This window comes from Dactylosporangium sp. NPDC051485, from assembly GCF_040682015.1.
In the GTDB taxonomy this organism is placed as follows: Bacteria; Actinomycetota; Actinomycetes; order Mycobacteriales; family Micromonosporaceae; genus Dactylosporangium.
Genome location: NZ_JBFAZW010000013.1, coordinates 16,765 through 31,509 on the forward strand (window position 1 = coordinate 16,765; position 14,745 = coordinate 31,509).

A 14,745-nucleotide genomic window follows, 5' to 3' on the forward strand; every position below is an offset into this window, starting at 1 on the left:
ACTTCGGCACAGGCCTCAGCGGGCGCGGTCGACGCGAGTTTCGTTCCAGACCGGTGTATCGCTTTCGTAGACGGTTGCGTCGGCGCCGAAGACGAGGTAGCGGTCGGTGTGTGCGGCGAACCAGCGGTCGTGCGTGACGGTGATGACGGTGCCGGCGAATCCCTCCAGGCCGCGTTGTAGCGCGTCGGCGCTGGCCAGGTCGAGGTTGTCGGTGGGTTCGTCGAGCAGCAGCAGGGTGGCGCCGGAGAGCTCCAGCAGGAGGATCTGGAGGCGGGCTTGCTGGCCGCCGGAGAGGGTCTGGAAGGGCTGGTTCCAGGCGGGGGCGATCTCGTAGCGGGCGAGAGCGGCCATGGCGTCGTTGCGGATGAGGGCTTGGTCTGTCATGAGGATGTCGGCGGGTGTGCGGCCGTCCAGGTCGGGCCGGGCGTGGGTCTGGGTGAACAGGCCGGGTACGACGCGGGTGCCGAGCCGGACCTCGCCGCGGTGCGGCACTGGGCCGGTGCCGCCGGTTTCTCGATGCTGGTGGCCGGCTTCGGCAAGGAGTTTGAGGAATTGCGACTTGCCGGAGCCGTTGGAGCCGAGTACGGCGACCCGTTCGCCGTACCAGATTTCCAGATCGAACGGTTTCATGAGACCGGTGAGTTCGAGGTCGTGGCAGATGACGGACTGTTTGCCGGTGCGCCCGCCGCGCAGGCGGATCCGCACGTTCTGCTCCCGGGGCGGCCGGGTGGGTGGGCCGGCTGCTTCGAAGCGGGCCAGTCGGGTCTGCGCGGCGCGGTACGTCGAGGCGAGCGCGTCGTTGCGGGCTGCTCCTTGGCGGGTGGCGTGGACATGCTGCCTGAGCCGGGTGTGTTCGTCTTCCCACCGGCGGCGGTGTTCGTCGAGGCGTTCGACGTGGTCGCGGCGGGCCTGCGCGTAGGTGGCGAAGCCGCCACCGTGGACCCAGACCTGGCGGTCTTCGACCGTGACGATCCGATCGGCGGCTTCGGCGAGCAGTTGCCGGTCGTGTGAGACCAGCAGGATCGTCTTGGTACTGGCGCGCAGTTGCTGCTCCAGCCATTGTTTGCCGGGTACGTCGAGGTAGTTGTCGGGCTCATCGAGCAGCAGCAGCTGGTCCGGACCGCGCAGCAGCGCCTCCAGGACGAGCCGCTTCTGTTCGCCGCCGGAGAGGGTGTTGACGTCACGGCTACCGGCCTGGTCGTAGGGCAGGGCGAGGGCCACGGTCGTGACGGCGTCCCAGACGACCTCCAGGTCGTAACCGCCCGCGTCGACGTATTCGGCCACCGCGTCGGCGTATCGCATCTGGGTCGCCTCGTCGTCGTGCTCGCGCAGCCCGCGCTCGCTGTCGGCCAGCGCGGCGGCGGCGTGACGGATCCGGTCCGGGGCGACCGACAGCAGCAGATCATGCACGGTGCGGTGGTCACGGACCGAGCCGATGAACTGCCGCATCACGCCGAGGCCACCCGAGGTGGTGATGTCACCGGCCGCCGGTGCCAGATCCCCTGCGATCAGGTGTAACAGGGTGGTCTTGCCCGCACCGTTGGGGCCGACGAGGCCGGCGGTGGCCCGGTCGCCGACCCGGAACGAGACGTTGTCGAGGAGCGCTCGCCCATCGGGCAGCAGATACGTCACGTGACTGACATCAATATGCGACATCGCGTTGCTCCCAGCCCTCGCGTTTCTCGAACAGGGATCGGCGTCTCGAACGTCGTTCTAGTCTCGAACATGGTACTAGAATTTCCACATGACCGGAGTGTGGTTACGCCCCCGCCGTCGGGCACGCGAGGGGCCGCAGGTGAGCCGTGAGCGCATCGCCGCCGAGGCGGTTGCCCTTCTGGATGAGGAGCAGGTTGGTGGCCTGACGATGCGACGGCTGGCCGACCGTCTCGACGCGGGGCTGGCGACGCTGTATTGGCATGTCGCCACGAAGGACGAGGTGGTCGACCTCGCGCTGGACGAGATCTTCGGGGAGGTCCGGCTTCCGGCAGCCGGGGTCCACGACTGGCAGGATGGCGTGCGCATCCTCGCGACCGAGTGGCGGGCGACGATGCTGCGACACCCATGGTCCGCGGCGCTGCTCGGCCGGCCGCTGCTCGGACCGAATGTGCTCGCCCGGACCGAATACCTGCATTCCACCCTGCTGCACGCCGGTCTGCGCGAACCCCATCTCAGCGCCGCAACACACGCCGTGGCCAACTATGTCATCGGCTCGGCGCTCACCCAGTCCACCTGGCGGCTCACCGACGCCAGCGTCCGGCGCGCCGCTCAGCAGCACCTGCACGCCCAGCGCGACGTCTATCCGACCCTGGCCGACCACGGGCACCTCGACGACAAGGGCTCGGAAGACACGAGGTTCGACAACGGCCTCACCTACGTCATCAACGGGATCGAGGCAATCCGAGCGGGCCGCGAACCCGCCGCCGGCGGCGATGCACCGCCCGAGCGGGGACGGCGGCGTGCGCCTCGCGGGACCCGATAAGCGCTGCGGCGGGCGTAGGACTGGATCAGCCGGCTCGCTCCCGGCCACTGAGCCGCAACGACTGCATCCGTTCGCTCAGCAGCAGGGCCTCTTTCGTGCGGTGCTGGGTGTGCAGCAGGTCCAGCGCCTGTTGCCAGGCTTCGTGGGCTTCGGCGTACCTGGACAGGGCCTGGTGGAGCTGGCCCAGGCTCTCCAGGCAGTCGACCTCGCCTCTGGTGTTGCCGACCTCGTGGTACATCGCCAACGCCTCGCGGTAATAGCGCAACGCGTCGGGATATTCGCCGTTGCGGTACGCGATCAGGCCGAGGCTGTGCAGGGTGTCTGCCTCACCGTCGGGATGGCCGTTGCGCCGGAACAGGGTCAGCGCCCGCTCGCAGTGGCTGCGCGCCTGCTCGTACCGCCGGAGCTGGGCGCACATCCAGCCGACCGCGTTGTGCGCCCGCGCCTGCTCCACGGGGTCGCCGAGATCCCGAAACAGCGTCAGGGCCTGGTTGGCGTGGACCAGCGCCTGTTCGTGGTCGCCGGTGCGTTCCCACGCGACGGTCAACGCGTAGTGCGTGCGGGCCTGTTCGCCGGCGTCGGCGGCCTCCGCCGCGCGAACAAGGGCCAGCTGCAGGTGGCGGAGGGCTTCGCCGTGCTCGCCTTCGGCAGTGTGCGCCTGGCCGAGATATCGGTGCGCCAGGGCCGCGGCGGCGTGGCTACCCTCCCGGTCGACGGCGGCCAGCGCCAGCTGCCAGACCGTGAGCTGGTCGCGGCCGCGCCGCCGGCGGGCGTGGAAGGTCACCAACGTGCGGGCCAGCTGCCATACCTGCGCGTACCAGCCCCGGTCCATGGCCAGCCGTTGCGTGTCGAGGATGCGGGTGTGTTCCAGATCGAACCATGCCATCGCCTCGGCCGGGTCGGACAGCGGCTGGGGGGTGACGCCCGGCGCCGGTTTGCTCAGCGCGAGCGGCGGCCGGCGCGGGTCCAGCAGCCGGTCGGCGGCGCAGGCCGTGTGCAGGTAGAAGTCGACCAGCCGCCGCAGCGCCGCCTCGTGGCTGGGAGCTGCCTGCGTCTGCTCCACGCTGTAGAGGCGGACCAGGTCGTGCATGCGGTACTGGCCGGGTGCGTGCTGCCGTACCAGCGACGTGTCCTCCAGCTCGAGCAGCAGTTCGCGGGCGCGGGGCACCGGTGCGCCGGCGAGGCTGGCGACGGCGGCAAGGCTGATGTCGGCGCCGGGAGCCAGACCGAGCAGGTCGAACAACTTCGCCGATGGTTGGCGCAGGGCCCGGTACGACCAGGAGAAGACCGCCCGTAGGTCGGCTCGCAGTTCGCCGGCGTTCAGCGCGCTGAGCCGGGCGGTGGCGTCGCGCAGTTCCAGCACCAGCGCGTCGAGCGGGTGGTCGGGATGGGAAGCGGCCCGCGCGGCGACGATGGCCAGCGCCAGCGGCAGGCCACCGCAGTACTCGACCAGCGTGGCGAGTGCGTGCGGCTGTTGCGCGGCGCGGTGTTGGCCGAGGTGCTCGGCCAGCAGGTCCCTGGCGTCGTCGTCGCGGAGCAGATCCAGCGCGAGCAGCCGGGCGCCGTGGGTGACGGTGAGGCCGCGCAGCTGGTGGCGGCTGGTCACCAGCACGGTGCAGGATGGGCTGCCGGGCAGCAGCGGCAGCACCTGGGCCGTGTCCCGGGCGTTGTCCAGCATGATCAGCATCCGCCGGCTGGCCAGCAGGCTGCGGTAGAGCCCTGCCTGCGCGTCGAGATCCCGGGGTACCGACGCCGGCGGTATTCCCAGGGCCCCCAGGAAGCCGCGTAGCGCGGCATCGGGCGGCACCGGCCCGGGGCCGGGACCGAAGCCACGCAGGTCGGCGTAGAGCTGGCCGTCCGGAAACGCGTCGAGGTGCGTGTGCGCCCAGTGCAGTGCCAGCGAGGTCTTGCCGATCCCGCCGGCGCCACCGATCGCCGAGATGACGACCGTCCTGTTCGGGCTCTGCCGGCGTGCCATCTGATCCAGGTGGTCGAGCTCCAAGGCTCGTCCGGTGAACAGGCCGGGCGGCGCGGGAAGCTGGCGCGGCACCACCTGTGCCGTGGCTGCTCCCGGATCGGCCGATGTGCTGGGGCCGGGGTCCCCGGCCGCGAGCCGGGCTCGCGCCTCCAGCCAGGCCTGGACGTCCTGCCGGGGAGCACAGGCGCGGACGAAGGCGACCAGTGTCTCGGGCCTGGGCAGGGCCTCGCGCCGCAGGGTGTCGGCGATGGTGCTGCGGGCAAGCACGTCACCGCGTTGCGCCGCTCGTGCTTCGAGTTGCCGGTATGTGCAGCCCGAGTCCTGCTTGAGCTGACGCAGTAAGGCAACGAACGCTGCCACGTCACGTGCCTCGCGCGGTCCCCCGATTGCCACGATCACTCGAGTCATGCTCGCGGTCGAGCGGTTCGGGCGTCAACCCTCACCGGTCGCCGTCCTGTCCGGAACCTGTCCGGTTCTGGCCCGGACAGGGCCCTTGTCCAGTCCGGACGGGAGGCGCCTGTCCGGGACAGCCGGTGGCTCTTGTGACGGCCGGCGAGCCCCATCGAATCTGGTCGAATGCATGATCGGATCGTTTCGCGGGGGACTCGCATGGCGAGGCGTTGGACTTGGATAGCGGTGATCGCACTGTGCCTGACCGGTTTGCAGACCGTCGGCGACACTGCGGACGTGACGAGTGCGGCCAGTGCGGCGCAGGTCCCACCACCGGTGACCCAGCGCCCGGACCGGGTCTCCGCCGCGCTGGCTGCGCGCCTGCAGGGTAGCCGGGTCATGATCGAGGACGAGACCACGGAGTCCAGCGTCACCTACGCCAATCCCAACTCGACCGTCACGACCGAGAGCACGAGCGGCCCGGTCCGGGTGCGCCGGGGTGACGGCTGGGCGCCGATCGACACCACGCTGACGCAGGACAACGGTGTACTGCGACCGAAGGCAGCGGTCGGCAGCGTCGAGTTCTCCGCGGGTGGAGGCGCCGCGCCGCTGGCGAAGATGACCCGCGCGAGCGGGCAGTCCTTCGCGTTGCACTGGCCGGCGGCCCTGCCCGCGCCACGGATCGAGGGTTCCAGGGCGACCTACGTGGACGCGGCCGGAACCGGAGCGGACCTCGTCGTGACCGCGTTGCCGGCCGGTTTCCGTCACGATGTGGTGATCCGGCAACGTCCCTCCGGGCCGCTCAAGTTCTCGCTTCGGGTGCAGACGGACGGACTCACCCTGGCCACGACGCCAACCGGTGGGCTGACGTTGACCGATGCGAGCGGCCGGAAGGTCGCCGGCGCCAACCCGCCGTTCATGCTCGGCGCGCCGCGCACGGCGGATCGGCGTCAGGGCAAGGCGGACGCGCCGCAACCGCGGGCGAGCGTCAAGACACGGGTGGTCAACGACCGCGGCCAGCAGGTGCTCGAACTCACGCCGGATGCCGCCTTCCTCGCCGGCCCGGACACCACCTACCCGGTCACCATCGATCCGACGACCACGTTGGCCGCGAACGACGACGTGACCGTCTACTCGCCCGACCCCGGGTCGGGCGGCGGCTACAACTCCGACGGCGACTCCGTCGTCATCGGGCAGTACAACGTGGTCAGCGGCAGCAAGTCGGGTCGCTCGTTCTCCCGTGTGCTCATGGGCTTCGACACGAGCGGACTGGCCGGCAAGACCGTCACCGACGCCAAGCTCCAGCTGACCTCGGCGGGCGGGAACGGCTGCGTCGAAGGCCTGACCGTCAAGGCGCAGCGCATCACCGGCAACTGGAGCTACGACTGGGCCAGCCTGCCGGCAACCACCACAGCGGGCGAACAACGGGCTCAAGAGCCCGGCCCCTGCTCCGCGGGGCAGTCGCCGGCGGGGACCTGGATCTGGCCCATCACGGACATCGCCAACGCGTGGGCCGCCGGAGCACCCAACCAGGGTGTCATGCTGCGCCTGACCGAGGAATGGCCGGTCTATCTCGAGAAGACCTATGCCCGGGCGTTCCAGTCCACCGAGGCGCACGGCACCGGTGCGCAGCCGCCGAAGTTGATCGTCACCTACGGCTCGACCCCGATCACCGGGGCGTTGCGGGCCGCGCCGGTCAGTGCCGGTGACGGCAAGGTGTTCACGTCCACCACCACCCCCACGCTGTACGCGGCGGTGAAGGATGCCGAGGGCGGTCCGGTGCGGGCGGAGTTCGAGGTCGAGCGTGACCCGGCCGCCGGTCAGGGCACCGGCCAACTGTGGTCCGGCGCGGTCGACGGGGTGCAGAGCGGCTCGGACGCGAAGGTCGTCGTGCCGGCCGGGAAACTCGCCGACGGCACGCGGCTGCGCTGGCATGCCCGATCGTTCGACGGCATCGAGTACTCGGACTGGTCGGCATGGAGTCTGCTCACCATCGATGCCACGGCTCCCGACGCGCCCGTGATCAGCTGCCCGGAACTGGGCTCGGGTCGCTGGAACACCCGGGTGCGGGCAGCCGACGAGGGCACCCCGTGCAGCCTGCGGTCCACCGCCGCCGACGTGAAGGACTACACATGGGGGCTGGACGACGTCACCACGCCCGTCGTCGAGGCGATACCGTGGCGACCCGATCCCACGCAGAAGGGGATCGGCATCGACGTCGTAGTGCCGGACGGCTGGCACACCCTCTACGTCCGCTCGCGTGACGCGGCGGGCAACACGTCGGCCCCTGTTGCCTACTCCTTCGGGTACGGCGTCGGCCAGCTGACCTCGCCGATCGACGAGGACCGGACCCAACAGGCCATCACCCTGGCGGCCTCCGCGCCGCCCAACCGCACCGGGGTCCGGTACGAGTACCGCACCAGCCCGTTCTACGACTACGTGCGCATCCCAGCCGGGGATGTGACCGTGCCGGGTTCCGTCAGCCCGTTGTCCGGCTGGCCCAGCACCCGTACCGACACCGGCAAGAACTTCGGCGATCTGACCTGGAACCTGGCCAAGACCCTCAACAACCTCTACACCTGGGTCCAGGTGCGGGCGTGCTTCACCGGCGGGGGCGCCGAGGCATGTACCACCGCCGCCGTCTCGGTCACCCTGGAAACCTCGGGCTTCGCCACCTCGAATTCGGTGGACGCCCTGGGCCCGGGCAAGGTGGCACTCACCACTGGCGACTACGCCATTGCGGACACCGACGCCAACGTGTTCGGGATGACCGTCGAGCGCACCCATGTGACGCTGAACCCGTACCAGGACGGCTACCCCGATATCCGGACCAGAGAAAAAAAGGTGTTCGGGCCGGGTTGGACGGGATCGTTCTCCGGCGCGCAGTCCCAGGTGGCCGGTTTCCAACTGACCGAGCAGGCCAACGGCAACGTCGTGCTGGACGGCCCATCCGGCGAGACCTTCACCTACCTCGCCAATCCCGGTTCCAACAAGCTGGCCGGCGTCGGCGATGCCAGCGACACGATGATGGTGAAGGACTCCGGCACGCAGTACACGCATATCGGCGTGGACGGGGTGAAGACGGTCTTCAGCTTGCAGACCGGTTGGGTGGTGAGCAAGATCGTGCTACCCGGCGGCACGACGGTCGGCAGCTATTCGCGCGACGGCGACGGCAAGGTCACCAGGATCATCGCGCAGATCGAGCCGGGCATCACGTGTACCGGCACACTCAAACCGGGCTGCCGGGCACTGGACATCAGCTACGCGACCAGCACGACCGCCACCGGTGTCGACTCCGGCTGGGCAGACTTCACCGGCCAGGCCAAGCAGATCAGCTTCACCGCCTACGACCCGGCCACCTCGGCGATGAAGACCGTCGTCATGGCCACGTACGCGTACGACTCGACCGGTCACCTCCGGCGGGTCACCGATCCCCGGACGAACCTGTCCACGGTGTACGCCTACACCGCACAGGGCAGGGTCAGCCAGGTCACCCCGCCGGGCCTCGCGGTCTGGCGCATGCGGTACGACAACAAGGGCCGCATCGCCGACGTACAGCGTGAAGCCGGCGCGGTCGACCCGACACAGGCGGTCGCCTACGACGTCCCGATCGGCGGGTCCGGTGCGCCGATCGACCTGTCGGCGTCCCAGACGGCCGGCTGGGGCCAGCTGGTCGACCTGCCCCGGGCCGGTGGCGCGATCTTCCCCCCGTCGCACGTACCGCCGATGGGAACCGACGGGGCGTACCACCCGACCGCCGGGGACTGGCCGTACAGCCGCATCAGCTACTCCGACGTGAACGGGCGACCGGTGAACACGGCCACGTTCGGTGCGGGCGCCTGGCAGATCGAGACCATGCGATGGGACGGCAAGGGCAACGTGATCTGGTCGCTCGGCGCGGCCGGCCGGGCACAGGCACTCGCACCCACACCCGACACCGATCCCTACACCGCCGGCCGGACCTCGTCCGCGGAGCGGGCGGACCTGCTCGCCGACGTCACCACGTACGCCGACAACGGAACCCTGATCAGTCAGGACGGTCCGGCCCATCTGGTCGTCCTCGCCTCCGGCGCCGTGGTGTCGGCGAGGCTACGCCTCACCAACACCTACGACGAGGGCAAGCCCCTGTCGCATGAGGAGTACCGGCTGGCGACCACAGCGACGTCCGGCCCGATGGTCCTCGACGGCACCGCAACGCCGGCAGCCCAGGACTTCGCCACCACGAAGCTGGGTTACGACCCCGTCATGTCGGCCGATCCGTCCGGATGGACGCTGCTCAAGCCGACCACTACCGCGACCGTCCTGGGCGGCGGCCAGCCCGACATCGTCAAACGAACCCGCTACGACCTCAACGGGAGGATCATCGAGGAGCGCATGCCCGGCTCCTCCGGCACGGACCCGGCGACAACCGTGGCCACGTTCTACACCGCGGCGGCACACCCCACCGTCGCCGCATGTGGCAACAAACCGGAGTGGGCGGGCCTGCAGTGCCGGTCCGCACCGGCCGGCCAGCCCGGCACCGGCAAGCCGATCCCCGTTCGTACGATGGCCTACAACTACTACGGCAGCATCACGACGGCCACCGAGACGGTGGGTTCGGTGGTCCGCACGTCCACCCTCAGCTACGACAACGCGGCCCGGCTCATCAAGTCGGCGATCGTGGTGACTCCCACCAGCGCGGGCGGCTTGGCGGTACCGGAGACCGGCTACACCTACGACGTCAACACCGGCCTGCCGACCGGTAACCGTTCGGGTGGCGACACCGTCGTCATTGCCTACGACTCCTTCGGCCGGACGGTCTCGACCACCGACTCCACGGGCAACCTGGCGACCGCGACATACACCATCGATGGTCAGGTCCAAACCTCCAATGACGGCAAGGGCATCACCACGTTCACGTACGACGGAACCGACGCGGCGGGCCGGACCGAGCGCCGCGGGCTGATCACCCGGGCCCACACGGACGGCGTCGGCGATTTCACCGGTGCCTACGACGCAGACGCGCAACTCGCCGTGCAGCAGTATCCCAACGGCCTGATCGCCACCAGACGGTTCGACAACACCGGAAGGCCGATCGCGCTCGGCTATGCCAAGGACAACGTGACGTGGCTGAGCTTCACCGCGGCCCCGGACGTCCAGGGCCGCACGACTGTCCAGCAGGGGCCGGGCGGCAGTGCGCAGCAGTTCCAGTACGACACCGCCGGCCGGCTGGTCAAGGTCGCCGACAGTTTCGCCGGTCAGTGCACCACGCGGACGTACGCCTTCACCGTCAACAGCAACCGCACGAGCATGGCCGCATACCCGGCCGGCAGTGGCGGGACGTGCAGCACCGCCACGACGCCGAGCACCCAGACGTACACCTACGACCAGGCCGACCGCGCAACGACCGCCGGATACGAGTACGACGACTTCGGACGTACCACCAAGGTGCCCGCCGCGCATGTGACCGGCGGCGCCGATCTGGCCACCACCTATTACGCGAACAACGTGGTGGCCACGCACAGCCAGGGTGCTCAGGCCGCCAGCTTCACGCTGGACTCGGCCGGCCGGATCAAGACGACGACCAGCACGGGCGGTTCCCGGCCCGGCACCGTCACCAACCACTATTCGGGAAGCGACGACAGCCCCGCCTGGATCACCGAGGCGGACGGGACCTGGACCCGCAACATCCTTGGGCTGTCCGGGCTCGCCGCCATCCAGAACAGCGACGGCTCTTCCACCCTCCAACTCACCAACCTGCACGGCGATATCGTCGCGACCAGCGAGAACACCAGCGCCGCCACCGGCCCGCTGTCATACGCCGAGCACACCGAATACGGCCTGCCACGCGACGGCGCCGCCGCCGCAACCCGATACGGCTGGCTGGGCGGCGCTCAGCGTTCAGCGGACGCCATGGCCGGCCTCCTGCTCATGGGCGTGCGACTCTACAACCCCGTCACCGGCCGGTTCCTCCAGGTCGACCCGGTGGCCGGCGGAAGCGCGAACGCCTACGACTACTGCAGCGGCGACCCGGTCAACAAAACCGACCTCGGCGGTACCGACGAAACCTACGAATACTCGAAGTACATCACCGTCCACCTGCCCACGACCCGTCCGTATCAAGGGCCGTATGACCTGGAAGACCTGTACGAGATGCTGTGGGGCGAGCTGCCGTTCCTTGGCCCGAACATCAAGAGCGTGGAGATCATCCGATACCAGAAGATCGTGGCCCAGGCCAGGGTGTACACGCAGCGGCGGACGGTATACCGATGCACCGGCGGCGCGACAGAGACGCGAAACGGATGGTGCACGCTTCGCGGCAAGTCGATTCGACCGACCGGGATACCCCAGGTACGAACCAGAACTGAGACCACATATCAGCACCGCGTGCGCGAAGTCATCATCATCACATTCCGAACCGGCACCAAGGGCAAGAAGGACGGGGGATGGTTCGTGTACAGACAATGGGTCGAGAACTCGTACACCCCTTGGCGCGACATGCCGGGACCCTACGTCTGAGGCAACACGTCCGCCTCGCGGCAGGGCCGATGATGATCTTGTAAGCGAGTGACGAGCTCCGGTTGAGATGCAGGGCCTGCGACCCCACCTGCATCTCGCCGGAACTCGTCCCCGCGAGGGTGCGTCGCGGCGCTCTTCTGGCGGACGAGGCACACGGTGCGCGACAACCGTCGTAGCCCGCGTTCGGTTATCGTCTCGGGATGAGCACGCCGTCCCCTTTCGCGAGCAAGCCCGTGCTGACCGGCCGAAGCATCACGCTTCGACCGTTCCGCGACGAGGATCTGCCGGCAATGTCGGCGGCCCTCGCGGATATCGAGGTGCTCCGACTGACCGGCAGTGTCCACTCCACCGCGGAAGCGGACGGCCGTGAGCCGCACATCGATGATCGCTTACGCAGTTGGTACGGATCGCGGAACGCCCAGCACGATCGTCTCGACCTGGCGATCGTCGACAACCACTCCGCGGCCTGCGTAGGCGAAGTCGTGCTCAACGAGTGGGAGCCGGCGAACGAGAGCTGCAACTTCCGTATCCTCATCGGCCCGCAGGGCCGCGGCCGTGGTCTGGGCACTGAGGCAACGTCACTCATGCTCCGATACGCCTTCACCGTGCTCTCCCTGCACCGCGTGGGACTCGAGGTCTATGCCTTCAACCCGCGCGCCCAGCGGGCATACGAGAAGGCCGGCTTCAAGGTCGAGGGCGTGAAGCGCGATGCGTTCAAGTTCGACGGCCAGCGAGTGGACTCGATCGTGATGTCGGCGCTGGCACCGGAATGGACCAGCACATTCGCCCACCGGGCGCCGTGAGCCAAGGCATCCTCATCCCGGCCGGATCAGGATAGCCGGGCTGCGCGGAGCACCGGTCACCGCCGACATGAACGTCTGCGGGCCGCCGCGCACGAACGGCGGCACGAGCGGATGCCGGCAAGTCGACGAGGTCGGCCGCCTGCTCACGAGATGGAAGGAGATCGGTGAAGTCGCAAACGGCAGCTACTTCTGGGCTGTCGACCAGCTGATCGTGCCGGAACCGGGCGTGTCGGCCATGACCCGAGCGATTCGGGAACTCGTTCGCAGCGGGGATATCGACGGCATTGCCGTCCGAGGATTCGGACTGAGTCGCCCGGGGTCACTCACGAGGGGTGACGGCCCGACGGGGCGTTACGCACGACTCGCGACAGACCGGATGCGGGGCCGTCCTCTGGGGGCCCGCGCACCAACGCGGGTCGGGAAGGTACGCCCGTGCTCACCACAAACCCGATCGAGTCGACCTTCGCCACCGTCCGGCACCGCACCAAGATCCCCAAGGGTCCGACTCCAAGGCTGCTGGCCTCGCGATGGCGTTCAAACGCATCGAGGCCGCGACCCGTTGGCGCGCGGTGAACGCACCCCACCTCGTTGCCCTCGTCCGCGCCGGCGCCCGCTTCGAACACGGCAAGCTCGTTGAACGCCCGGGCGCCGGGCCCGACGTCTATCGGCATCGAGGCGGCATGATCAAACCAGCCAACGCCATCAGTATCAGGAAAGAGCACACTTCGATGGATAGCAAACCAGTCGGATCGGCCGAGAGTGTGATCGCACGCTACTTCGACATGTGGAACACCGGCGACACCACGATCGCTGACCAGATCCTGCACCCGGACTGGGTCGACCACGCCCACCCCGAGGTTGCCGGACCCGCTAGCGTGCAGCAGGCCGTCCAAACCATCCGGGCCGCTCGCCCGGACCTACACTTCCACATTCACACCATCCTCAGCGAGAACGACCTCATCGCCGCCGTGGGCTCTATCGCGCAGCCCTCGGCCACCAACTCTCCCGGCCATCTCATCTGGCTGGTCCGCCTCGTCGATGGCCTGATGGCCGAGATGTGGACCTACCAGCAGAACCGGCCACCACGCTGAAGTCTTCATCCATAGGTATTGACAATTGCTTGTCTGGCCTGACCGATCGGCGGTCAAGCGCTCGCGTTCGGCGCGCGATCAGCGGCTACCTCGCGCCTGACCTGGCATTCAGCGATCGAAACGGAGGTGCACTCAACGGTCGGCGTTGGCGCGAATACCAGTTGGTCAACGCGCGGGAGGTGGCTAGCGCTGATCTTGGAGGTCGTTGACCCACCGGCAGAAGGGGTCGTGGGTCACAGGGTCGCCCATCTCGACGGGCTCAGCCACGATCTCCAGCGCGGTTGCCGGGATGGTCGCGTCGAATGTGCGGTGCAACCAATCGCGGTAGGACGCGTTGACGGTGTCGCCGTCCTCGTCCCACGGTTGGGGCGGGGCGACGAACTCCTCACTCCAGCAGATCTCCCTATAGCCGATCGCCAGCAACCGCAGGAAATCCAACCCATTGTCGGCCAGCACGCACGTCAACAACGAGCCGCTGCCTGAACCGAGATGAACGACCCGTGTCTGCCGGTCGCCATCCAGCCACAGCGCGGCCATCGAACCGTCCCCGCCGGTCTGCGCGAACGGCCACAACCGCGCAGCGGGGTTCTCGGCTACATCCCCGAACCAGGAGCGTGCGTAAGACGCGGTCTGCTCGGCGGTGTAGCCGCGAAGCTCGACCGCGGTGCCGGCCCGAGAGTCGCCGCAAAGTGAGCCGTACAGGTCTCCATCGTGGCCTGTCACCACGTAGCCCTGCTTCTCGACCCACTCGAACAGCAGCTGCAACGGTGCAAAGAAGTCGAACCCATGCGGGACGCGAGCCAATGTCACGTCCACGAACTCACCCACGTCGGCATCGTAGGCGAACGGCGGCGTCCAACGGCGCCGAGGCCGCTCATGCAGACGCCACAGTAGGGCGCCACGCCGTTCTCAACGATCCGCGCAGTCGTTTGGCTGATTCTCGGACGGCGTGGCGGTAGTCGGCGCTGGTGTCCTCCGGCTGGGTGAAACTGGGTCCCGGTAGAGTCGGCGAGTCTCGGTGGGTCGGCGCGCAGGAATACGCCGCGTTCAAGTGGGTGGCGCGGCGGCAACGGGAGGGGGCGGCATGAGCCTGAGCCACGAGGACCGGGTGGCGATCACGGATCTCATCAACCGGCATGGGCACCTCAGCGACAGCGGCGACCTGGATGGGTTCGCCGAACTCTTCACCGCCGACGTCGCCTACGACGTCACGGATCTCGGGGGTGGGGTGCTGAGCGGGGTCGCCGCCATGCGGGAGGCCGCGCTGGCACTGGGAGACCGCAACCCGGTCGCGCACCACGTGACCAACATCGTGCTGAGCCCGGCCGCGGACGGTGTTGTGCACGCCGTGTCGAAGGCGCTCGGCGTGCGCGCCGACGGGACGGTCGGCAGCCTGACCTACACCGATACCGTGGTGCGCGGCGCGGACGGCTGGCGGATCAGTCACCGGATCGTCCGGGCCCGAAAGGTACCGCTGCGGGGCTGACCCACGGCGCTCACCGTTTA

8 protein-coding genes and 1 pseudogene are annotated in these 14,745 nt (G+C 68.8%); 6 read left to right on the plus strand and 3 right to left on the minus strand.

All coding sequences use genetic code 11. The features are described from left to right. Positions 1 to 15 precede the first annotated feature (15 nt). A complete protein-coding gene (locus tag AB0M46_RS09695) occupies positions 16 to 1,656 on the minus strand; it encodes an ATP-binding cassette domain-containing protein (protein WP_363334287.1) in 1,641 nt (546 codons plus the stop codon). A gap of 139 nt (positions 1,657 to 1,795) precedes the next feature. Here AB0M46_RS09695 and AB0M46_RS09700 point away from each other — a divergent pair, with 139 nt between their 5' ends. Continuing rightward, positions 1,796 to 2,479, plus strand: coding sequence for a TetR/AcrR family transcriptional regulator (locus tag AB0M46_RS09700; protein ID WP_363334289.1), 684 nt, complete (start codon positions 1,796 to 1,798; stop codon positions 2,477 to 2,479). A gap of 25 nt (positions 2,480 to 2,504) precedes the next feature. Here AB0M46_RS09700 and AB0M46_RS09705 read toward each other — a convergent pair whose 3' ends face one another. Beyond that, on the minus strand, positions 2,505 to 4,817 hold the full coding sequence (locus AB0M46_RS09705; RefSeq protein ID WP_363334291.1) for a tetratricopeptide repeat protein: 2,313 nt from the start codon (positions 4,815 to 4,817) through the stop codon (positions 2,505 to 2,507). A gap of 327 nt (positions 4,818 to 5,144) precedes the next feature. Here AB0M46_RS09705 and AB0M46_RS09710 point away from each other — a divergent pair, with 327 nt between their 5' ends. From AB0M46_RS09710 to AB0M46_RS09725, 4 genes and pseudogenes are all read left to right on the plus strand, one after another. Next, on the plus strand, positions 5,145 to 11,345 hold the full coding sequence (locus tag AB0M46_RS09710) for an RHS repeat-associated core domain-containing protein (RefSeq protein ID WP_363334293.1): 6,201 nt from the start codon (positions 5,145 to 5,147) through the stop codon (positions 11,343 to 11,345). A gap of 200 nt (positions 11,346 to 11,545) precedes the next feature. After that, entirely contained in the window at positions 11,546 to 12,148 is a 603-nt protein-coding gene (locus AB0M46_RS09715; protein ID WP_363334295.1) for a GNAT family protein, read from the plus strand. A gap of 432 nt (positions 12,149 to 12,580) precedes the next feature. Continuing rightward, a pseudogene (locus AB0M46_RS09720) lies at positions 12,581 to 12,792 on the plus strand (IS256 family transposase); the annotation flags it as partial. Between the two features lie 84 nt (positions 12,793 to 12,876). After that, the gene (locus AB0M46_RS09725; RefSeq protein WP_363334472.1) at positions 12,877 to 13,239 is read left to right on the plus strand and encodes a nuclear transport factor 2 family protein; all 363 of its coding nucleotides are present in this window, start codon (positions 12,877 to 12,879) and stop codon (positions 13,237 to 13,239) included. A 183-nt stretch (positions 13,240 to 13,422) separates the two neighbouring features. Here AB0M46_RS09725 and AB0M46_RS09730 read toward each other — a convergent pair whose 3' ends face one another. Next, entirely contained in the window at positions 13,423 to 14,067 is a 645-nt protein-coding gene (locus tag AB0M46_RS09730) for a hypothetical protein (protein WP_363334297.1), read from the minus strand. A gap of 256 nt (positions 14,068 to 14,323) precedes the next feature. On the opposite strand from AB0M46_RS09730, the gene AB0M46_RS09735 reads away from it, so the two are divergent. Next, positions 14,324 to 14,725, plus strand: a complete 402-nt coding sequence (locus AB0M46_RS09735) for a nuclear transport factor 2 family protein (protein WP_363334299.1) — start codon at positions 14,324 to 14,326, stop codon at positions 14,723 to 14,725. Positions 14,726 to 14,745 lie beyond the last annotated feature (20 nt).